Genomic DNA, 21453 nt, shown 5'->3' with positions numbered 1-21453 from the left:
CCGAACGTGCTCCGCACGGGCCCGCGTCGGCCGATGCGCGAACCGTCGGCCCGTCAGTTCGTCAGCCCGCGGCGCTCGGACGTGGTGGTCGGAGCGTCAGCAGGCTGAGATAGCAGTGGAGCAGGAACCGGTGGTCGTCCAGACTGCCGCCGCTGAGGTGCTCGATGCGGTGCAGGCGGTTCACCACCGTGTTGCGATGGCAGTAGAGGACGAGTGCGGCGCGCGCCGCCGAGCGGCCGTGGTCGAACCACTCGGCCAGGGTGTGCAGCAGGAGGTCCCGCTCCTCCGGGGCGACGTCGAGCACGCCGCCGAGGGTGTCCCGGGCGAGGCGTTCGGCAAGCGCCGGGCTGGCCGCCAGCAGTGCCTCGGGCAGCCGCTCCGCGATCGAGGCGACCTCGGCCTCACCCGGCGGGATCGTTCGCGCCGCGAGCTCGGCCCAGCGGTGGGCGTCCGGCACGTCCCGGACGCCGTCGAACGCGTCCGACACCCCGACCCGGCCGAGCGGCGTGCGGCGGAGCGTCGACAGCAGGCGTGACAGTGGCCCGTCCGCCAGTGACACCAGCCCGATCTCACGGTCGCTGCGGCTTCGCCAGGCGGCCGTGAAGCCGTAGGCGGCCAGCGCGTCACGGGCGGCGCTGAAGGTGTGCTGGGCCGCCACGTCGAAGGCGGCCACGACGACGGCGTAGCGGCCGGTCGCCGGTAGGCCGAGCGCGTCGAGCGCCTCCGCCGCGGTCTGCGAGTCGCTGCCGCGGCCCTCCAACAGCGCGTCGAACATGGCCTGTTGACGCTGTGCGTCCCGGTGCCGCAGCTCGGCCTCGGTGCGCCGGTACCCGTCGACGACGGCCTGCGAGTGGCGGTCGACCACCTCGGTGACGGCGGTGGTGACGTCGAGGAAGGCCTCCAGTTCGTCGTAGGGCCGCCCACGGACCTCGGCCATCATCGCGTGCAGGATGACCTGCGTGGCCAGGCGGTACGCGCGCAGCACGGACTCCAGCGGCACGCCCTGCTGGGCGCGGTGCCGGCCGGTCGTGCGGGCGCAGGCCAGCTCGTCGTCCTCCGGACGCGCCGCTCCGGCCAGCGCCTCCAGGATCGAGTGCATGTTGGCGTCGACGGAGCGGGTGAGCACGGTGAGCGGGACGGCCCCACCGCTCTGGTAGGCGCCCTCGTGGGCCACGATCAACTCGTCGATCCGGGCGCTGAGCTCGGGAAGCCGGTCGATCACCCGGGCAGCCACTGCCGTGAGGACGACGCGTGAATCGGCTGACATGCGCTGGGAGCGTAGCGAAGCCCGACCGCCCGGGTAACGGGCCGGGTGGCCGGTGTGGCCCATCTCAAACGGGCGCGTCGGCGATGGCGTCGGCGACGGCGTCGGCACGGGCCGAAGGTGAACGGCGGGCGAACCGTGCGTGCACAGCGCCCGCCGTCGATCGCTGTGCGCACGACCACGGACGCCGTTCCGCGCCCTGGCTACGGTGATCCGACACGGTCGGCCCGAGTCATCAACTCCCTTGCCACCTAAGGGAGAAGGCGCGTCAGCGCGCCGGGTGGTCGGCCCTCGACGAAGGAGGATCCGCGATGCTCGACCTGACTGCCGCTGCCGCTGCCGCCGCCGTTCCGGACCGCGACGGCCACGAGAGCGGCGACGCCGCGCGGGCGGGGGCGGAGCTGCGGCAGGCGCAGCTCGACCGCGCCTACTCCGAGATCCTCCAGGAGGTCAGGATCGCGCAGTGCGGGATCCAGTTCCTCTTCGCCTCGCTGCTCGCGCTGGGCGTGACCCCGGCCTTCTCGGGCAGCACGGGCCTGCAGCGGATCGTCTACTGCCTGGCCCTCGCCTTCGCGGTCGGTGCGGCGGGAACGCTGCTCGCGCCCGCCGCGGCGCACCGGCTGATGGCCGGGCGGCCGGTGAGGGAGCAACTGGTCCGCGCCGCGCACCGGTACCTGGTCGCGGGGCTGGTCTTCCTGGCGCTGGCGATCAGTTCGGCGCTGGTGCTGATCCTCGACATCGCGCTCGGCGCGACGACCGCCCTGACCGGCGGCGGGGTGGCCCTGGCCTGGTTCGCGCTGCTCTGGCTGCTCGGCCCGTTGCGGGTGCGCAGCCGCACCCGGTCCTGCGCGGGGTGAACCGGCTCGCGCGCTGGAGCGCGACGTGGCCGATTCGTTCAAGACCGGGGTGCGCCGCCGTGGCTAGCGTGAAGGCATGACTTCACAGACTCCACAGACTCCCCTCTCGATGATCGGCCTCACCGTCACGGACATGGCCGCGGCGCTCGCGTTCTACCGCCTGCTCGGGATCGACATCCCCGCGGACGCGGACTCCCAGCCGCACGTCGACGTGGTGCTCCCGAGCGGTCTGCGGCTGGCCTGGGACACCGTCGAGACGATCCGGAGCTTCGACCCGCAGTGGCAGCCGCCGACCGGCGGCTCGCGGGTGGCCCTGGCGTTCGACTGCGGCGAACCCGCCGGGGTGGACAAGGTGTACGCGGAGTTGGTCGCCGCAGGCCATCACGGCCACAAGGCCCCGTGGGACGCCTTCTGGGGCCAGCGCTACGCGATCGTCCACGACCCGGACGGCAACGGCGTCGACCTCTTCGCCTCACTGCCCGCCTGAGCCGCCCGGCCGCGTCGTCCCCGGCGCGGCTTCCGGCGCGGCTTGCTCGGCCTCGTCGGCCAGCAGGCGGCCCAGCGGCACGCCCGTGAGGGCCCGCACCTCGCGGGCCAGATGCGCCTGGTCCGCGTATCCGGCGACGGTCGCGACCTGCGCGAAGGGCAGCCCGTCCCGAGCAGGGCCGAGCGCGCGGCCCAGCCGCAGCACCCGGTCGAGCGTCTTCGGGCCGTAGCCGAAGACGTCCAGGCAGCGCCGGCGCAACTGCCGTTCGCTCAGCGCCAGCCCGCGTGCGAGCCCGGGCACGTCCAGGCCGCGCCGCAGGCCGCGCAGGACGCCCGAGGGCACCGGGTCGGCGAGGTCACGGGTCTCGGCGAGCTGGGCGGCCAGCAGCTCCAGCACCACGCCCCGGTCGGCCGCGTCCGCGACGCGCTCGCTCCACTCGCGGACCAGGCGGTCCGATCGCAGCGCGGCGAGCGGCACCCGCTGGTCCCGCAGCTCCCACGCGGCGACGCCGAGCACGGCGGCGGCCCGGCCGGGCGCGAACCGGAGCCCGGTGTAGTGCTGCCCGGCCGCGCCGGAGACGATCTGCGCGGCCGTGTCCGGCCCGGCGACCAGCAGCTCGCCGTCCATCCAGAGCAGGTCCATGCACCCGTCGGGCAGTACCCGCACCGGCGTCGGCGCGGCCGACTCCCGCACCCGGCTCCACACCACCGCCCCGGCGAACCGCTCGGCCGGGCGCTCCTCGTACACGGTGAACACGTCTCCAGTATCGGAGTTGAACGCGTTCAAAAACAGGTCCATGATGGCGGCCATGACCGAGGGGGAGCGCCTGAGGCGCGCACGTGTGTGGATCGTGGTGTTCATGGCGGGCCTGGTGCTCGCCGGGCTGACGGCCTTTCCGCTGGTGACCGAGAGCCGATGGCTGCTGTGGTGGGCCACGGACCGGAGTTCGCCGCTCGCCGGGGTGGCGGCCCACCTTCCGGCCCAGGTCGCCTGGATCCGGCACGTGCACGAGGGGTTGGCCGCGACCGGGAAGGCCTATCCGTTCCTCGCCTACGGGACCGACTGGCTCGCCTTCGCGCACCTGACGATCGCCGTCGCGTTCGTCGGGCCGCTCCGCGATCCCGTCCGGAACGTGTGGGTGCTGGAGTTCGCGCTGATCGCCTGTGCCGGGATCATCCCGCTGGCGCTGATCTGCGGCCCGCTGCGCGGGCTGCCGTTGTGGTGGCTGCCGATCGACATGTCCTTCGGCGTCTTCGGCGCGATCCCGCTCTGGCTGGCGCGACGTCAGATCAAGGCGGTGAAGCGGGCGCAGGGCGGGATCGGGTACACGGTGGTCGCCCCGGCGGCCGGGTGACGCTTCGACGGTCAGCGGGTGGCGAGCATGCGCGGCCACCCGCTGCCGCGGAAGGTAGCGCGACCGTAGCGCAGAAGGTAGCGCGGAAGAAGAGTCAGGACGTCATGGTCACCTTGTTCAGCCCCGCGGGCTGGTCCGGGTCGATGGAGAGGGCGCGGGAGGTGGCCAGGGCGAGTTGCTGGCCGCGGACGGTGGCGGTGAGGCACTCGCCGAGGTGGCCGAGGGCGGGCCAGGGCAGCAGCGCGTCGGACGCGGTGCCGGCCAGGACGGTCGGCGCGCCGCGACCGGCGAGGGCGCTACGGACGTCGAGGGTGTCGGCGTCGGCCGGGCCGGAGCCGGCCAGCAGCACGGCGGGGGCGTCCGGGCCGCAGACCGCGATCGGTCCGTGGCGGAAGTCGGCGGTGGAGAAGCCGTGCGCCATCAGGCCGGTGGTCTCCTGGAGCTTCAACGCGCTCTCCAGCGCGGCCGGGTAGCACGCGCCGCGCCCCACGACGGCCAGCCGGTCGTGGCGGGCCACCAACTCGGCTGCTGCGGCCGGGCCTTCGGAGTCGGCCAGCAGCTCGGCGACGGCCGAGGGCAGGGTGGCGGCCTGAGCATGCGTCAGACCGTCCGTGCCGCCCAGCCCCGAGGCGACGGCCAGGACGGCGAGCATCTGGGCGGTGACGGTCTTGGTCGCTGGAACGGCGCGCTCCGGACCGGCGTCCAGGGCGACGGTCAGCGCGGCGGCGCGGGCCAGGTCGGAGTCCCCGTCATTGGTCACCGCGACAACCGCCGCGCCCGCAGCGGTGTAGCGGCGGGCGAGGTCGACGATCTCGGGCGTGCGGCCGGACTGGGACAGGGCCACCAGCAGCCAGCCGCGGAAGCCCGCAGGCGCTCGGTGGTAGGCGGTGGTGACGCTCGGGGCGACCAGGCAGGTCGGCAGCCCGGTCTGCAGCTCCACGGCGTAGCGGCCGAGCAGCGCGGCGTGGTCGGACGAGCCGCGCGCCAGGAACGCCACGCCGAGCGGACCGCCACCAGGGCCGCCGCCGGAACCGCCGAGCGACGCGGCCAGCCGGGCGACCTCGGCGGTCAGCGCCGGGAACCGGTCGGCCAACGCCGCCAGGACGTCCGGCTGCTGGCGCATCTCGGTGTCCATCTGCACGCCGAGCAGCGCGGGCTGAGGGGAGGTCGTGGTCATCGGGTCGCTCCGGGACGCGTCGTGGCAGGCAGAGTGGGCAGGTCGGGCAGGTCGGGCAGAGTGGTCACGGCGGGCAGGGCGGCCGGGGCACCGGGTGCGAGGCCGTCCAGGGCCAGGGCGACGGCGCCGTGCAGCGAGGCGTCCTTGAGGAAGCGGGCGGCCCGCACCTCGGGCGGGAACGGGGTCGCCGCGGTGATCAGCTCGGTGAGCCTGGGCAGGATGACGTCTGCGGAGGCCATCATGCCGCCGCCGAGGACGATCCGTTCCGGGTCGACGAAGACGGTGAGGTTGGCGAGCGCGGTGGCCAGCAGGGTCAGCGTCTCGTCCACCAGCTCCCTGGCCGCAGGGAGCTCGCTGCGGAACAACTCCTCCGCGGTGACCGGGAGACCGAGCAGCTCGGCCGCGCGTTCGCCCAGGCCCTTTCCGGCGACGGCCTCCTCCAGGGGCGCTCGGCCCGCGGCGACGGCGTCGGCGGGGGAGTCACCGGGGTTCATGTAGCCGATCTCGCCCGCGGCGTGGTGTGCGCCCGCGAGGACGCGTCCGCCGACGGTCAACGCGGCGGCGATGCCGGTGCCCAGGCTCACGTAGACGCCCGGGTCCGCGTCCCGGAGCGCGCCGAACCGCAGCTCGGCCAGGGCCCCGGCCCGGACGTCGTTGGCGACGGAGACCGAGTCGGCCTTCAACTCCTCGGCCAGTCGGGAGGCGAGAGCGATCCGCTCCCAGCCGGGCAGGTTTGGCGTGAGCAGGATCCGGTCGGCCTGGACGATGCCCGGCGCGACGGCCGCGTGGGCGGCGACCGGCGCGCCGAAGCTCTCCCGCGAGGTGCGGACCAGGCGAGCGGCGGCCTCTCCGGCGCGGGCGAGCGCCTGTTCGGGCCCGCGGTCGGCCAGGGTGGGAATCCGTTCGCGGGCCAGGACGGCGCCGTGCGGGTCGGCGAGGGCGATCTCGGTCTTGGTGCCGCCGAAGTCGATGCCGATCACGGTGAACGGCACGGCTTCGGGCCGGAGGCCGTAGTCGAGCCCGTGGTCGAGGCCGTTGCCGGGGTCGTTGTCGAGGTCGGGGTGGGGCGCGGGGTGTTCCAGCATCGGGAGGCGTCCTTGGGCAGGGCCCGGCCGGGCGCGACCGCCGCGGGTGCGGTGCGTGCGCCCGGCCGGGGACCGGCGGGTGGGTGGTGCGGCGAAGAGCGAAGCAGGGCCCGGGTCAGCTCGACGCGGCCGGGACCGTCCGGTCCTGCTGCTGCGCGGCGAGGTACTCCTCGTGGATCTCCTTCGGGCCGAACGGCCAGGACTTCTCCACGCGCGACCAGATCAGGTAGGCGACCACCCCGAGCGCGACCCAGGCGAGGGACCACTCGATCGGGTGGACACCCGGGTTGGCCTTGTCGGCGTAGCCGTAGATCACGATCCAGCCGATGCCGGCGATCACGCTGGGCATCGGGTAGAGCAGCATCTTGTACGGGCGGGCGAGGTTCGGCTGCCGACGGCGCAGCACGGTGACCGCGGCGATCTGTGCCAGTGCCTGGATGATCACCATGACGGTGGTGAGCAGGGTGATCAGGATCCCCAGCGGCGGGTGCGTGGCCGAGGCGCCGACGTGGCGGGCCAGCACGAAGCCCGCGGCGGTGATCACGCCCATGGTGACCAGGCCGAGGACCGGGAAGTTGTGCTTCGGGTGCAGCTTGCCGAAGGACTTGAAGAAGACCCGGTCGCGCGCCGCGTCGTAGGGCACCCGGGACCCGCCGAGCAGGCCGGTGAAGACCGAGGCGAAGGCGGCGATCAGGATCAGCACGGTGACCACGTCGGCGGCGGTCTTGCCGAAGGTCTTCTCCATCACGGCCGAGGCGACGGACTGGGAGGCCACGTTGTTGGGGTTCAGCATGTCCTGCCAGTGCACGACGCCGAGGACGCCGATCTGCAGCAGCAGGTAGATGCCCATGATCGCGACGATCGAGTAGATGATCGAACGCGGCAGCGCCCGGCCCGGGTTCTTGATCTCGGCGCCCATGTACGCGGTGGTGTTGTAGCCGAGGTAGTCGTAGATGCCGATGGTGAGGCCGGAGGCGAAGCCGATCCAGAACGAGCCGTGGGTCAGCTGGATCGCGTGCGCGGGCCAGGTGAAGGCGAGCGACGGGTGGAAGTGGGTGAAGGCGGCCAGGATCACCACGGCGACCGCGACGATCATGACGGCCCACATCGCCACGGTGATCCGGCCGATGTTCTCGACCTTGCGCCACAGCAGCAGGATCACCAGTGCCACCACGGCCACGCCGACGATGTCCCCCTGGCCGGTGGTCATGCTCGGCCACAGGTAGCCGAGGTACTGGACCATGCCCTGGACGCCGGTCGACATGATCAGCGGGATGAAGAGCATGGCCGTCCAGACGAACAGGAACGGCATCAGCTTGCCGCTGCGGTACTGGAAGGCCTCACGGAGGTAGACGTACGTCCCGCCGGAGCCGGGGAGCGAGGCCCCGAGCTCGGCCCAGACCAGGCCGTCGGCGAGTGCGAGCAGCGCGCCGGCCACCCAGCCGATGATGGCCTGCGGCCCGCCGAAGGCGGCGACCATCAGCGGGATGGTGACGAACGGGCCGATGCCGCACATCTGGCTCATATTGATGGCAGTCGCCTGGAAAAGTCCGACTTTTCTGGACAGTCCGGGTGTGGGGGATTCGGACATCGTTGTCATCCTCCGTGGGGCGGGGGCGTGGGGGAACGTGCGGGGACGTGCGGGAACGTGCGGGGTGCCGGGCCCGGGGCAGGCTGCAGGGCAGGCTCGGTACTTCGTAAAGTTAAATTCCTTTACTTATCTCGTCAAGGGGTGCGTGTCCTGGATCACCAGTTGCCTACAGTGGTCGAGCACGCATCCCATCGGACTGATTGAGGATCACCAGCACGTGGACGAGCAACCCTGGAACCGGCAGCGCCTGCGCAGCAACAACGAGTGGCTGCTGCTGGAGCACCTGCGCACCGCGGGCGCGGCCTCGCGCGCCCAGCTCGCGCGCGAGACCGGACTGTCGAAGCCGACGGTGTCCAGTGCGCTCGCCGCGCTGGAGCAGGGCGGGCTGGTGCGTGAGGCGGGAACGGTCGTCCCCGAGCGCGGACGCACGGCCGTGCTCTACGAGCCCGACCCCACAGCAGGGTACGTGCTCGGCATCGACATCGGCCGGGCCCGGCTGCGCACCGCGGTCGCCGACCTCTCGGGCGAGGTCCGGGCCAGGATCGACGTCCCCAACGACGGCACCACCGCCGACGCCGTCGCGGACGCCGTGGTCGCCGCCGCACGCCAGGTGCTGCGCGAGGCCGACGTCCCGGCCGACCGGGTCGTCCACGCGGCGGTCGCCACGCCGGGCGTCTTCGACCAGGAGTCCGGGCGGATCCGCTATGCGGTGAACCTGCCGGGCTGGGGCCGGGCCGGCCTCGTGGAGCGGATCGGCGGACAGCTGGGCGGCCCCGACCTCTCCGTGCACAACGACGCCAACCTGGCCGCGCTCGGCGAGTACGCCTTCGGCGCGGGCCAGGGCAGCCGCCTTTTCGTCTACGTCCTGGTCGGCACCGGCCTGGGCATCGGCATCGTCGCCGACGGTCAACTCTTCACCGGTGCCCACGGCGCGGCGGGCGAGGTCGGCTTCCTCCCCGTCTCGCTCGCCGCCCTCGACGGTGGCGCGCTGGACGGTGGCGCGCTGGACGGCGCACGGGACATGGCACGGGAGGGTGTGCGGGACGACGCGCAGGACGGTCGGGTGGTCGACGAGGACGAGGACGAGGACGAGGCCGTCGCCGCGCGTGGCGCGCTGGAGGACGCGGTGTCCGCCGACGCGGTGGTCCGCACCGCCCGCGCGCTCGGTCTGGACGAGGTCGCCTCCGCCAAGGACGTCTTCGACGCCGCCCGCACCGGACAGCCCGCGGCCGTCGCTGCGGTGCGCAAGGAGGGCGAGCGGCTGGCGCTGGTCGTCTCCGCGGTGTCGGCCGTGCTCGACCCGGACCTCGTCGTCCTCGGCGGCGGCGTCGGACACAGCGCCGACCTGCTGCTCGACCCGGTCCGCGAGTCGCTCCGCCTGCTCACCCCGCTGCGCCCCCGGGTGGCGCCGAGCGCGCTGGGCGACGACGCGGTCCTGCTCGGCGCGATCGCGACAGCGCTTCGCAGCGCCCGCCCCGAGGTCTTCGAACGCCATGCGGCGAAGGCTGTCTGACGGGCAGTCAATTATTTGGCATGCATCAATTGACAGACCGTCGGGTGAGTGCTGGCGGGAATCCGGCGTCGCGTTCGAACGCCCGCGGCTCTCGTGCGCAAGGAGGCCGCAGGTGGGAGCAGGTGGGCGCGGGAGCATACACCTGCTCATTCGGTGAGTTGCAGACTTCTGCAATTCGTCGAATCCGCCGGTCGGCGCGCCCCTAACGTCACGATCATGGTGAACACGGACATCGCACTCAAAGACGCCATGGGCATCGACGGCGCACTCGGCGTCGCGCTCGTCGATCTGACCAGCGGCATGAGCCTCGGCGCCCTGGGCGGCGGGAGCGGCGAGCTCGACATGGCGATCGCCGCCGCGGGACACACCGACGTGGTGCGGGCCAAGCACCGGACCATGGAGATGCTCGGGCTTCAGGGAACGATCGAGGACATCCTGATCACCCTGACCCGGCAGTACCACCTGATCCGCCCGCTGACCGCCCGGACGGGCGCAGGGCTCTTCCTGGTCCTGGTACTTGACCGAGAACGGGCCAATCTGGCCATGGCCAGGCGGAAGTTGGCGCTGATCGAGGGCGAGCTCGACATGTGAGCACGCACGCGTCAGTTCACAGGCGTGCGGGTGCGCGGGTACGCCAAGCCCCCGACGCCCGGGACGGGCGGCAGGGGCTTTGGTCGTGAGGCTGCGTCAGCCGGCTCAGTAGCCGCTGGTGCCGTAGGCGATGTTCTCGAACGCGCCGTAGCGGGCGTTCGCGTAGCGGACCGCCGCGATGATGTTGTCGACCGGGTTCCAGATGTTGGAGTAGCCCGGCAGCGCGTAGGTGTCGAAGGTGGGCTGGATGACCTGCAGCAGACCGATCGAGGGGGTGCCCGCGGCGGCGTTGCCGTCCCAGAGGTTCTCGGCGCTCGGGTTGCCGGAGGACTCGGTCATGGCACGGGCGGCGATGGCGTCCGCCGGCGGGACGTGGTCGCCGTGGGCGGCCAGGATGGCCTGGGCCTGGGCGATCCAGCCGTACATGCTGTTGGAGTAGCCGGAGACGGCGGACGCGGGGGCGGCGGCCTCGGCGGTGCCGACGGTGCCCGCGGCGACGCCGCCGATGAGGGTGGCGGCAACGGCAACGCGGACGGCAATACGGGTCTTGCGGGCGCTGATGCGCATGTCACTCCATGTGGACAGGGGGGAGTGGCGGAGACCCCGCAGGCGGACGCGGTCGAGCTGTGGCGAGCTCCGTCGAGCTCTCTCGCAGCGCGGCCGAACCGTCGGGGCCTGCCGAATCAAGGCAGGACGCAGCCACTGTGTGGGAGGTGTTGTTGTGCAGATGTGGGAGAAGTGATCCGGCATGCCCAGCTCGGCAGTCGCACCTGCCGCCTCTCGCACACAAGAGGGTGGGGAACCGATCACCCCGGAGCCCGTCGGCTCCGGTGCGGCCGTGCGTCCGGCCGCTGTGTCGTCGGGGACGCCTCGACGTCGTCCAACGCTTCAACACCGTCACACGCACCCGCCCTGCCGGGCAAGGAAATTGGTGGCGAAGTGGTTCAAGCCACATAAGTCCGGAGTGTCCGTACAGTCCGCTTGATGTGGCATTTGTGCAGGTCAGCTGGATGGTGAAGGCCGCGTGAAGGAAGCGTGAGCGCTGCGTGGGCACGGCGGGCTTCGGCGGTCGTATGGTGGTGTGACGCAGGTCGCACCAGCCGGGAGCCTGCCGTTCGGGAGCCCGCCATGGATGAACGTTGGCGTTTCCTCACCACCCCACGTCGTGACTGGCCGCTGCGCCCGGTTCCGGACCGGGTCGACGACTGGCAGGACGTGCACGTCCCCGACGCCGAGGTGCCCGGCGGGCTGCTGCCGCTGGTCAGCGCCCAGGCGGGCCGGTGCATGGACTGCGGCGTCCCGTTCTGTCACCACGCCTGCCCGCTCGGAAACCTCATCCCCGACTGGAACGGGCTGGCTGCCCGCGAGGACTGGGACGCAGCCGTCGACCGCCTGCACGCCACCAACAACTTCCCCGAGTTCACCGGCGCCCTCTGTCCCGCCCCCTGCGAGAGCGCCTGCGTCCTGGCGATCGACGGACGTGACGCGGTGGCGATCAAGGCGATCGAGGCGGCCATCGCCGACCATGCCTGGGAGCACGGGTTGGCCCGCCCGATCCGGCCCGAGGAGCACACCGGCGCCAGGGTCGCCGTGATCGGCTCCGGCCCGGCCGGACTCGCCGCCGCGCAGCAGCTGACCCGCGCCGGGCACGAGGTGGTCGTCTACGAGCGGGACGACCGGATCGGCGGGCTGCTCCGCTACGGCATCCCGGCGTTCAAGATGGACAAGCGGTATCTGGAGCGCCGGATCGCGCAGTTGGAGGCGGAGGGAACGGTGTTCCGCCCCGGCGTCGCCGTCGGCACCGAGCTCGACGCGCGCACGCTGCTGGAGCACCACGGCGCGGTGGTCGTCGCCTCCGGCGCCACCCGCGCGCGCGAACTGCCGGTGCACGGACGCGAGCTGGCCGGGGTGCACCAGGCCATGGAGTACCTGGTGCAGGCCAACCGGGTCCAGGAGGGCGACTACCCCCGGCCGCCGATCACCGCCGAGGGCAGGCGGGTCGTCATCGTCGGCGGCGGCGACACCGGCGCGGACTGCCTGGGCACGGCGCTGCGCCAGCACGCGGCCTCGGTGGTCCAGCTCGACATCAAGCCGCAGCCGGACGAGGAGCGGCCCGACGACCAGCCGTGGCCCACCTATCCGCGTATCCACCGGCTGACACCCGCGCACGAGGAGGGCCGGGACCTGGTCCGGCTGCGCGTCGTCGCGCCGGGCGATCCGGCCGACCAGCACCTGTCCGGCGAGCACGGCGACGTCCGCGTCTTCGCCGCGACCACCGTCCGGCTCGACGGCGACGAGCGGGGACGCGTGCGCGCGCTGCACCTCAGCGACGCCGAGCCGGACACCCGCCGGGCCGTCCCGGGGACGGAGCGGGTGATCCCGGCGGAGCTGGTGCTGCTCGCGCTCGGCTTCTCCGGCCCGGAGGATGCGGGGCTGGTCGACCAGCTCGGTCTGCGCCTCGGCCCGACCGGTGCTTTCGCGCGGGACGAGGACTTCGCGGGCGGACGGCCGGGCGTCTTCGTCGCGGGCGACGCGGGACGCGGACAGTCGCTGGTCGTCTGGGCCATCGCCGAGGGCCGCGCGGCCGCCGCCGCGGCCGACCGCTATCTGCGCGGGCGGCCGACCGAGCTGCCCACCCCGATCTCCGCGACCGACCGGCCGCTCGCGCTCTGACGCGACGAGAACAGAAGCGGCGTGAGATCCGGCGTGAGATCGGATCCGGCGCGTCGGATGGCCGAAAGACGGATGTCCCTGGGTGGGGTGGCAGGGCATGCTTGCGCACGGGGGATGACTGGATGTGACCCGTGGGGAGGGTCTGGTTCCGTGTGCCGCCCAGGCCCCTCCCCGGCGAGGGCCTGGACGGCGGCTGCCGCTCCGCCGACGCGACTGCGGCGGTACGGCAGCTGGTGAAAGACAGGCTTCCGGTTTGCGTGCCACGACGCCAGTCTGGCGGGACATTTGCCGAGACCTTGGGACGGCGAGGCTCTGACCTGCGGCGATGTACGGGTCCACGACGGTACGGCGGGACGCTTGGGGGTGACATGCCCACGCGCGGTAGCATCGCGCCAGCTCCGGGGAGGAGCCTCGGCCGAAAGCCGATCATGTGAGCACGGTTCACATACTGGGGGGCGGCGCATGGCGCGTTGGAAGGCACTGCCGGAGGGTCTGCCGTCGGCGGTGGTACAGCTGGTCGCGGAGCTGCGACGGCTCAAGGACGAGAGCGGATCCAGCCTCGATCGGCTCGCCGCGCGCACCGACTACAGCGCTTCGTCGTGGGAGCGCTATCTCGGCGGGCGGCTGCTGCCCCCGCGCGAGGCCGTCGAGTCCCTGGCCCGGGCGACGGGCGCGGACCCCGTCCCGCTGCTGGCCCTGCATCAGGCCGCACGCGAAGCCTGGCAGTCCACGTCCCCGGCACGCGCCGAGGGCGTGGAGGAACCGGCCGAGTCGGACGCTTCGGGTGAGCCGGACGAGGTGGATGAAGCGGATGAAGCGGATGGGCCGACCGAGTCGGTCGTGACCGAAGCGGCGGTGACCAAGCCGACCGTGACCGAGCCGACGGTGACCGGGTCGGTCGAGGGGGTGGCGGCTGGGGGGTCCGCCGCTCCGCAGCAGGCGCACCGGGGTTGGCGGACCGTCATCACCTCGGCCGTGGCCGCGCTCGCCGGGGCCGGGATCGCGCTGGCCGTCGTCCAGCCCTGGAACGGGGCCGCCGCCTGCGCGACCGTCGCCCCGCCCGTGCCGCCGATTGTGGCGGCACCGCCGCATTACTTGTGCCACGACAGGCAGGTCAACGGGCTGTGGGAGGCGGGATACAGCACGACGACCACGACGACCACACTGATCGCCATGCAGAGCCCGGTGGTGGTCGAGCTCCAGTGCCTGCTCCAGCGGGCAGGTTTCACGCCCGAGGGCATCGACGGGAGCTTCGGGGTGAACACCGAGAAGGCCGTGATCCAGTTCCAGATGGCCCGGCACCTGGGGGTCGACGGGCAGGTGGGGCCGCAGACCTGGGGAGCGCTGCGCCGATGAGCGGCGAGCTGAGGCGCAGCGGAGCGGAGCCGAAGCGAAGCGCGAGGGGACAGTGGTGAGCGGCGAGCTGAGGCGCAGCGAAGCGGAGCCGAAGCGGAGCGCGAGGGGAGGGGCATGAGCACGACGGGTCCTGAGTGCCGCCATCTGGCGGCAGAACTGCGTGCGTTGCGGGTCCGCGCGGGTCTCTCACTCGCGCAGCTCGCGGCGGCCACGACGTACAGCAAGTCGTCGTGGGAGCGCTATCTCAACGCCAAGTCGCTGCCGCCGTGGGCAGCCGTGCAGGAGCTCTGTCGGGTCGCCGACGAGCCCGAAAGGGCGCTCCGCGCCCTGTGGGAGCTCGCGGAGGCGGACTGGAGCGGTCGCGGCAAGGTCGCCGCGAACCCAGCGGAAGCGGTCACGTCGTCATCGCTGCCGGAGTCGGTCACCGACAACGGCGGCGATGACGACGTCACCGCGCCGCCCGCGAAGGCTGTAGCGGTCGAGGAGGTCGAGAAAGCGGAGGTCGCCTCTGAGCAGGCGGAGACGCCTGACGAGCCTGCCACGGCCGCTCAACCCGAGCCCGCCGCCGCGCCCGTGCGTCGCCCGCGCCGGTTGCATCGGCTGCGGTCCAGCACGGGGTTGTTCGCCGTCGTCGCGGTGGTCTGCGCGATGCTGACGGCGGGCGTGGCCTACGCATGGCGTTCGGACAGCCCCGCTCCTCCTGCCGTGCCCTACTGGAAGGCCATACGGATGGGCTGTGCGGGGGCTTCCTGCGTGGGGCAGGACGCGCAGCAGACGGGTTGCGGCATGGGGCCGACGACGGTGGGACCGGACTACTTCACGTCCAGCGCCGGAGCGGACCTGCAGTTCCGCTACAGCACGACCTGCGACACCGCCTGGATCAAGGCATGGAACGCGCAGGTCGGGGACACCGTCTCGCTCTCCACGCCGGGGGTGGCGACGCAGGACCTGCTGCTGGCCAACGCCTTCCTGGCCTCGGACGGGGCGGACACGCCGATGGTCACCGCGGGCCGCGGCGCCGTCCTGCGGGCGTGTCTGACCCCGGTCGGGCACCCGACCCAACCGCAGTGCTTCACCGAGCGGGTGCCCTAGCGAACCGCTGCCTTCGCGGACGCGGTCAGTGGTGGTGGGTCGCGTCGGGTTGGCGGATGTCGGCCGGGTGCTCGAAGCCGGGCATCAGGGTGACGCGGGCGACCTGACGGCTCGTCCACTCGGCGAAGACCTGTCGCCGCTGCGACCCGGTCAACGTGTCTCGGGCCGCCGCAAGGGCCTCGGCCGCAGGGTCCGCGCGGGCGGGGAGCTCAAGCTTGCCGAGGGTGAACCAGTGGTCGGGCGACGGCTCCACGACCGCGCCGACCGGCCCGGCGAACACCACCGCCGCGACCGGCGGCGGCAGTTCGTGCCGCGCGACCAGGTACGGGCGCCCCTGGTTGACGGGCTGTCCCCGGAACCGGTGGACGACGCTGCGCCGCTCCGTGCGACGACTGTCGTCGGTCGCGGCCCCGGCCGCGTACGCCCGCACGGCCTCCTCCGGGACCGTGACCGTCGCGGTGACCAGGTCGTACGCCGCCCACGCCGCCGGGCTGGTGGCCAGCACCGCGGCAAGCACGCTGCCGAGCTCGATCCGCGCCGACTGCGGCAGCGGGCGGGGCGCGTCGGGCGGAGCGGGACGGTCGTGCCGACGGGCATGGTCGCGCAACACCCTTTCGGTGAGCAGGACTTGAGTGGTCCACCGGCGCAACTGGCGGCCCTCGGCGGTGGTCGGCGACGGCAGCAGCCCCGCATAAGGACCGAGCCGCAGCTCCGCGACCCGCGCGTCGACCTCGTCGGCGGTGACGGTGAGCTCACCGATCCGGGCGACGATCACGGCTGCTCCCCGACCTGGAGACGGAAGGCGGGCGAGTAGCCGATGTGCCCGAACCACATGGTCTTGAGCAGCACCCACCACTGGCCCTGCCGGTCGCCTCGGGCCTCGCCCGGCGCGGTGACCTCGACGCGTACCTGCGCCGAACCGTGGGCGGGCACGGAGAACCCCTGCGTCGCCGGGCTGATGGCGGACCAGGTGCCCCAGGGGCTGACGGCCTGGCACTCGCCGTGGATCGCGAACGGCGCGCTGTTGTGCAGGGTCGCGGTCAGCGTGGCGCTGCCGCCGGGACGGAGCGCGAGCCGCTTCGTGTCCAACTCGACGGTGAGCGTGTCGTTGTCGACAGTGACGGGGTGTCCCGAGCCGTCGACGAAGAGGACGTCCTCGACGGTCTGGCCGTCGTGGTCGAGCTGCGCCCGGACCAGGTGCGGCCCGGGTCCTGGCTTGGCCGGAGGGGCGGGCGGGGTGAGCGTCGCCTCGATCTCCGTCCAGTCGCCCGGAGCCAGCCAGACGGGACGGTCCGACGGGGCGACCTGCCAACCCTCGGGCGCGACGAGACGCAGAGCGACCTCTGCCGCGCTGTCCACCAGGTCCGAGGCGACCGTGACGCGCAGCGTGGTCGACGCGCCGTCGGGGTCGGTCGGTGCGGCTTCGAGATGGACGCTGACGGGCAGGTTGCCGAGCGGCGCGGGGCCCCGGTTGTGCAGCCAGTAGCGGGTGAAGACCGGCTGGGCCGGCTCGTGTTCGGGCGCGAGCACGGTGGTGGCCTCCCGTTCCTGAGGTGTCGTGGTCAGCAGGACGGTCTGCACGCCGTTGGGTCCGACGGCCGTGGTGACCGTCCCGTCCGGCGCGACGTCCACCGCCGCGCCCGGGCGTTCGACCAGGTCGGCGTGGGCGGCCGAGGCGAGCGGGACCGGAACGGTGAGCCGCGTCTCGGCGTCGCGGCCGTGGGCCTCGTAGAACCGGGCGGTGAAGCCGGAGTTGACCGGGTCGGCGCCGCCGGAGCGGCCGGTGGCCAGCGGATTGCCGGTCGCCTTCAGCGCGGTGAGCACCACCTGCCCGGCGGGCTCGACCGCGACCAGCGATGCCGTGTGCGGTAGCAGCTCTGACGAGCCATCAGCATGAGCATCCGTCAGAACAGCGGTCAGCGGGTGGTTGAAGTCGTGGGCGCGGGCCACCATGCCGGTCGCGCGCCAGTCGCCCGCCCCCGAGGCCAGCGCGTAGGCGAACGTGTGCGTCCAGTGCTGGAGTTGGAAGCCGCTGCCGTCGGGCGCGGTGCGCTTGGGCGGGTCGATCCAGACTCCCGAGGGCCAGCCGGTGCAGGAGCGCAGCAGCGAGATGTGCAGCCGACCGCGCACGTCCACGGCGAAGCCCGGCATGCCCCGGTTGAGCAGTGCGACCGTCCGGTCCTCGAACTCGATGTCCGTCCCGCCGCACAGCTCCGCGGCTTGGCGCACCTCGATCCGCGCGTCCCGCAGGTCCGCGACGACGCGGGTGACGGCCGCCTCCAGTTCGACACCGTCGCCGCCCGACGCTCCCGCGAGGACGAGCACGGGCAGGTCCAGCGGAGCGGTCAGGTCCGCGCCGGGCAACCAGGTGCTCGCCAGCGGCTTCCGCGCCGGGACCCAGACCAAGGCGTGGCCGTCGGCGGCGAGTTGGCGCTTCAGCTCGTCCGCGTGGGCCGGCCCGGCCGCGTCCAGGACGGCGGCGGTGAAGCTGTTGACCTCCGGGCCGCCGATGCTGATCCGGACGTCCGGCAGGTTCGAGTCCAGCGCCGGGACGCCGTAGCGATGGCCGTCCGCCACCGAGCAGGTGGCGGTCACCCCGGCCCGCACCAGGGCCACGCTCAGCTCACGTCCCAGACTTGCCGCGCCCGCCTCGTCCGGGGCGACGATCTCGGCGACCCCGAGGGCGCGCGCGCCGACGGCCGCGCCGTCCGTGCCGGTGAGCACCACGCGCGCGGCGCTGCTGAGGCCGAACCACTGGTGGGCGGGGTTGTCCAGGGTCCACGGATGCACGGCCACGTCGACGTCCGGGTGCGCGAAGCCGCGTCCGATCACGGCGTCCGCCACCTCCGAGACAGGCAGCGCGCCCGGGACCGGGCAGGGCCAGCGCAGCCGGACCAGCTGGTCGCTGCCGGTCCAGTCGTCCAGCCGGGTCTCGCAGTCGACGCGGTCCAATCCGTGCCAGAGGGTGAGCCGTTGCGTGTAGGCGGCCGGTCCGACCTTGCCGCGCACGGTGATCCGCTCGCCCAGCGGGCACTCCTCGGCCACGACGGACTCCGCCGGATGCGCGGCCGAGCCGTCGTAGCGGCCGGTGGGCACCAGATGCCACGGGCCTTCGTGGAAGTCCGGGTGCGCGGGGTACTCGTCGTAGACCAGCAGCTCGTTGCCGACCGCGCCGGGCGCGATCAGCTCGCGGTCGGTCGCCCGCTCGCGCAGGCTCGACACGGTACCGCCGCGTTCGGGTGCGACGGTCAGCTCATGGAACTCGTTGGCGATGGACGCGCCTGCACGGGCCTGCCAGCTCTCCGGCGCCGAGCCCGTAGTCCCGTCCGAGGCGTCCGAGGCGTCCAAGGTGAGCCGGTAGCTGCGGTGGCCGAGCGAAGGGACGTCCCGGGCAAGGAAGGTGAGGGTGTCCGGGCCCACCCCGCCCGGCTCGCGCAGCGTGGGGACGGCGCGCCCGTCGGCGTCGACCAGCCCGTCGAAGGAGGGCGGTGCGGTGAACCGCACCAAGTCGGTCCGCGCCCAACTGCTCGGGTTGAAGACCGTCAGCACCTGCGGAGAAGCGAGCGAGGCCGTGTCGATGCGCGTGGTGAGGTGTTCGAGCGCGTTGCCGTGGACGGTGGACGCCAGGTCCCAGGCCTCGCGCCAGCCGGCGAGCAGGTCCAGGTAGACCTGGTCGGACTCGGACCCGGTGATGCCGTCGTGGTGCGCGCCGTAGACCAGGTGCCGCCAGGCCTTGTCCAGGGCCGCCTCCGGGTAGGCGGCGTCGCCCAGCAGGCAGGCGAGGGTGGCGAACTTCTCCGCGTCGACCAGTAGGTTCTCGGTGGCGCGCTGGGCCAGCTTGGTGTCGATGTAGGAGACGTCCTTGCCGGTGTAGATCGGGTTCATGTCCCGTGTCTGCGGCGTCAGTCGGCGTCCGCTCGCCGCCAACTCCGCCCGTACGGCGGCGAAGAAGTCGCGCGGCAGTCCGCAGACGATGCGCGGCCAGACGTAGCGCGCGTTCCAGTCGCGGTGGATCGCGGTGGCCCAGCGGTTCGGCGGCGTGTAGTCGGTGCCGACGGGCAGCAGCACGTTCTTCGTCGCCGCCGCCTTGGACAGGATCCGGAACAGCCGCAGCGCGGCGTCCTCGGCCTCGCGCAACGAGCCGCAGGAGTCCAGCTTCCAGCCGGCGCTGTAGTGCCCCGCCATGTAGTGGGTCAGCAGCGACTCGCCGCTCGGCGCGACCCAGTCGAACTCGCTCGCGAACTGCATGCCCTCGGTGTCGGCGTCCTTGGGCCTCGGTCCGTGCGGGGTCATGTTCGGGCCCCACTGATGGAACGGCCCGCGCGCCCAGGACGAGGAGGTCAAGCCGGCTGCGGCCATCAGGCCGGGGAACTGCGGGTCGTGACCGAAGACGTCGAGCTGCCAGGCGGTGGCCGGGTCGCCGCCGATCACGTCCTGCTGGAAGCCGAGACCGTGCACCGCGTTGCGGATGGTGGTCTCGGCGCCGGTCAGGTTGGTGTTCGGCTCGTTGTAGAGGCCGCCCATCAGCTCGAGGCGTCCCTCGGCGAGCAGCCGGCGCAGGGCGTCGCGGTCCTCGGGGAAGGCGTCCCAGTACGGCTTGAGGTAGTCGAGTTCGGCCAGTACGAAGCAGTAGTCGGGGTCGCGCCGGGCCAGGTCCAGATGCGCGCGGACCAGGTCGAACCCCGCGTGCTGGAAGCCGGACCGGTGCCGCTGCGCGTGCTTCTGGTCGTTCCAGGCGACGGTGTACCCGGCCTGGGTGTTCCACCAGACCGGGTCGTAGTGGAAGTGGGAGACCATGTACATGGTCCAGCCCGGCTCGGCCACGGTGATGGTGGCCCTGGCCGTCGCCCGGCGTCTGCCGACCACCGCCTCGACCTCCACCGGGACCTCCGTGCCGGGCGGTTCGGCGCAGCGGACCGGGACTTCGAGCACCTCGTGCCCGGCCGGTGCGGTCAGCGAGCCCTCGGCTCCACCGCGGACGGTGACCGTCACGTCCCGGCCGGAACGGGCTCCCTTGACCCGGACCTGGAGGACCTGGCGCGGTTCTTCGGCGGAGCCGTCCGGGGCAGCGACGAAGAGGTCCGTGCACTCGATCGATGCGATGCGGAGAGTCAGCATGATGCTCGATTCGCGTCCGGTGGCAGTCTGGCTGGTCACGGTCGTCGACCGGAGCCGACACCAGCAGCATCCATCGCGATCCGGCCGAGTGCCAGCACCCGGAACCGCACCGGCCCGCGCGGGCGTGTTCCCGCGCGGGCCTCTTACACCTGCGTTTCCACTGCCGACCTACAGAGCGCGTGCCCTCCGGGGCATCGCCTGGACGAGGTGGTGGAGTGCGCCGGATGCTGTCGTCCTCCGGCGTATCAGTTCGGCCGTCGACCGCGGTCCCGGGCGGTGCGCATCTGCCCGGCACTGCCCGGTCTCGCTCCTCACTCGCCCTGCAGGCCGTATTCCACGGTACTCCGCCTGACGCCGCACGTCAGGGTCCGTTTTCGCCCCGTTCCGGGTGCGAGCCGCGCGACACGACGTGCGGCGCAGGAGGGGATCTGCCGGGCTTCGCCGAGGCCATGCAGCACGATCGGCGATAGGGCCCGGCCCGAAGACGAGGCGGCGGGGCAGCGAGGTGGCGAGGCGACGAGGGAGCGGAATGGGACACCAGCGGTTGATCGGGTACCTCGTCTGGGCGGCGGTCTTCGGCGCGCTCTTCGCCTGGGAGGGATACGCGCTGGCGCGCGGCGGCGTCGCGGCCGGATACCCGACGCTCAGCGACACGGCCCGCGCCGTGATGCGGTACCCGGTCGGGCGCTGGGTGCTGTTCGCGCTGTGGCTCTGGTTCGGCTGGCACACCTTCATCCGCGGCTGGCACTTCCTGCTCCGGGAGGGCAGCGGCCAGTGAGCGTGCTCGCGACGTACGCGGCAGGGGCGGTAGCGGTGACGACGGCGGTCACGGCGGTGACGGTGGATCAGCCGCCGTCCACACCGCCGCCGTTGCTGTCCGGGGCGCTGTCGTTCGCGGTGACGTTCGTCGGCTACGTGCTGCTCATGCTCTATCTGGCGCTCGGCCTGCGCGCCCTCGCCCGCCACCCGGACGAACGCGGACGCCGCTGGCGGACGGGTCGCTTCACGCCCGCCTGGGCGCGACAGGGCTGGCCCGCGCTGCTGTGGCAGACGGGGGCGACCGCGCTCGGCGGGTACCTGCTGCTGATGGTCGTCGTGGTCTGCTTCTACCAGGGCGTCTCCAAGGTCGGCGGACAGTTCCTGGCCAGCGCGGTGACCGGCTGCGCGCTGCTGATCGCCGTCACCATGCCGCTCTACCTGGCCGCGACCTGGCTCTGCGAGCAACGGCGCATCCGGCGCACCCGCCGCGCCGAGCTGCTGACCGACGAACGCTGACCGACGAACGCTGACCGACG

General features: G+C 72.8%; 18 protein-coding genes. 10 read left to right on the top strand and 8 right to left on the bottom strand.

Annotated elements, in window-relative coordinates; genetic code table 11:
* Nucleotides 1-61: 61 nt before the first annotated feature.
* Nucleotides 62-1267: a PucR family transcriptional regulator gene (locus I2501_RS16460; RefSeq protein ID WP_196194796.1), complete on the bottom strand. Its 1206-nt coding sequence runs from the start codon at nt 1265-1267 to the stop codon at nt 62-64.
* A 308-nt stretch (nt 1268-1575) separates the two neighbouring features.
* Here I2501_RS16460 and I2501_RS16455 point away from each other — a divergent pair, with 308 nt between their 5' ends.
* Both I2501_RS16455 and I2501_RS16450 read left to right on the top strand, forming a co-directional pair.
* Nucleotides 1576-2121, top strand: coding sequence for a DUF6328 family protein (locus I2501_RS16455; RefSeq protein ID WP_196194795.1), 546 nt, complete (start codon nt 1576-1578; stop codon nt 2119-2121).
* 76 nt (nt 2122-2197) lie between these two features.
* Complete coding sequence (locus tag I2501_RS16450; RefSeq protein WP_236046516.1) at nt 2198-2608, top strand: VOC family protein; 411 nt, start codon at nt 2198-2200, stop codon at nt 2606-2608.
* On the opposite strand, the gene I2501_RS16445 is transcribed toward I2501_RS16450, so the two are convergent.
* Nucleotides 2594-3355 (bottom strand): helix-turn-helix domain-containing protein, encoded by a 762-nt coding sequence (locus I2501_RS16445; protein ID WP_328806429.1) that lies wholly within the window; start codon nt 3353-3355, stop codon nt 2594-2596. The two genes, I2501_RS16450 and I2501_RS16445, sit on opposite strands and share 15 nt — an antisense overlap.
* A 61-nt stretch (nt 3356-3416) precedes the next feature.
* On the opposite strand from I2501_RS16445, the gene I2501_RS16440 reads away from it, so the two are divergent.
* Complete coding sequence (locus I2501_RS16440; RefSeq protein WP_196194794.1) at nt 3417-3962, top strand: hypothetical protein; 546 nt, start codon at nt 3417-3419, stop codon at nt 3960-3962.
* 94 nt (nt 3963-4056) lie between these two features.
* Here the strand turns inward: I2501_RS16440 and I2501_RS16435 are convergent, their stop codons facing one another.
* From I2501_RS16435 to I2501_RS16425, 3 genes are all read right to left on the bottom strand, one after another.
* Complete coding sequence (locus I2501_RS16435; RefSeq protein ID WP_215909691.1) at nt 4057-5139, bottom strand: SIS domain-containing protein; 1083 nt, start codon at nt 5137-5139, stop codon at nt 4057-4059.
* On the bottom strand, nt 5136-6224 hold the full coding sequence (locus I2501_RS16430; RefSeq protein WP_196194793.1) for an ROK family protein: 1089 nt from the start codon (nt 6222-6224) through the stop codon (nt 5136-5138). Before I2501_RS16430 ends, I2501_RS16435 begins: the two co-directional genes overlap by 4 nt.
* 115 nt (nt 6225-6339) lie before the next feature.
* Nucleotides 6340-7815, bottom strand: a complete 1476-nt coding sequence (locus I2501_RS16425) for an APC family permease (RefSeq protein ID WP_196194792.1) — start codon at nt 7813-7815, stop codon at nt 6340-6342.
* A gap of 217 nt (nt 7816-8032) precedes the next feature.
* On the opposite strand from I2501_RS16425, the gene I2501_RS16420 reads away from it, so the two are divergent.
* Nucleotides 8033-9328 carry an ROK family transcriptional regulator gene (locus I2501_RS16420; RefSeq protein ID WP_328806401.1) on the top strand — a complete coding sequence of 432 codons (1296 nt, stop codon included), beginning with the start codon at nt 8033-8035 and terminating at the stop codon, nt 9326-9328.
* Nucleotides 9329-9544: 216 nt separating this feature from the next.
* A complete protein-coding gene (locus tag I2501_RS16415) occupies nt 9545-9919 on the top strand; it encodes a hypothetical protein (protein WP_196194790.1) in 375 nt (124 codons plus the stop codon).
* Nucleotides 9920-10024: 105 nt separating this feature from the next.
* Here I2501_RS16415 and I2501_RS16410 read toward each other — a convergent pair whose 3' ends face one another.
* On the bottom strand, nt 10025-10486 hold the full coding sequence (locus I2501_RS16410; RefSeq protein ID WP_196194789.1) for a transglycosylase SLT domain-containing protein: 462 nt from the start codon (nt 10484-10486) through the stop codon (nt 10025-10027).
* A gap of 561 nt (nt 10487-11047) precedes the next feature.
* Between I2501_RS16410 and I2501_RS16405 the strand changes: the two genes are divergently transcribed.
* The 3 genes from I2501_RS16405 to I2501_RS16395 all read left to right on the top strand — a co-directional run bounded on the left by I2501_RS16405 (nt 11048) and on the right by I2501_RS16395 (nt 15040).
* Nucleotides 11048-12592: a glutamate synthase subunit beta gene (locus tag I2501_RS16405; RefSeq protein ID WP_196194788.1), complete on the top strand. Its 1545-nt coding sequence runs from the start codon at nt 11048-11050 to the stop codon at nt 12590-12592.
* Nucleotides 12593-13054: 462 nt separating this feature from the next.
* Complete coding sequence (locus I2501_RS16400) at nt 13055-13948, top strand: peptidoglycan-binding protein (protein ID WP_196194787.1); 894 nt, start codon at nt 13055-13057, stop codon at nt 13946-13948.
* A 114-nt stretch (nt 13949-14062) separates the two neighbouring features.
* Nucleotides 14063-15040, top strand: a complete 978-nt coding sequence (locus tag I2501_RS16395; protein WP_196194786.1) for a helix-turn-helix domain-containing protein — start codon at nt 14063-14065, stop codon at nt 15038-15040.
* 25 nt (nt 15041-15065) lie between these two features.
* Here I2501_RS16395 and I2501_RS16390 read toward each other — a convergent pair whose 3' ends face one another.
* Complete coding sequence (locus I2501_RS16390) at nt 15066-15815, bottom strand: DUF7158 domain-containing protein (protein ID WP_196194785.1); 750 nt, start codon at nt 15813-15815, stop codon at nt 15066-15068.
* Nucleotides 15812-20158, bottom strand: a complete 4347-nt coding sequence (locus I2501_RS16385; protein ID WP_196195029.1) for a glycoside hydrolase family 38 N-terminal domain-containing protein — start codon at nt 20156-20158, stop codon at nt 15812-15814. The genes I2501_RS16390 and I2501_RS16385 overlap by 4 nt, the downstream gene beginning before the upstream one ends.
* A gap of 529 nt (nt 20159-20687) precedes the next feature.
* Here I2501_RS16385 and I2501_RS16380 point away from each other — a divergent pair.
* Nucleotides 20688-20936, top strand: a complete 249-nt coding sequence (locus I2501_RS16380) for a DUF6186 family protein (RefSeq protein WP_196194784.1) — start codon at nt 20688-20690, stop codon at nt 20934-20936.
* Complete coding sequence (locus tag I2501_RS16375; RefSeq protein WP_196194783.1) at nt 20933-21433, top strand: DUF6256 family protein; 501 nt, start codon at nt 20933-20935, stop codon at nt 21431-21433. The genes I2501_RS16380 and I2501_RS16375 overlap by 4 nt, the downstream gene beginning before the upstream one ends.
* Nucleotides 21434-21453: the final 20 nt, after the last annotated feature.

The sequence above is a fragment of the Streptacidiphilus fuscans genome, assembly GCF_015690355.1.
Lineage (GTDB): Bacteria > Actinomycetota > Actinomycetes > Streptomycetales > Streptomycetaceae > Streptacidiphilus > Streptacidiphilus fuscans.
Note: the sequence above shows the minus strand (reverse complement) of the source record. Positions and strands in the feature narration are given on the sequence as shown.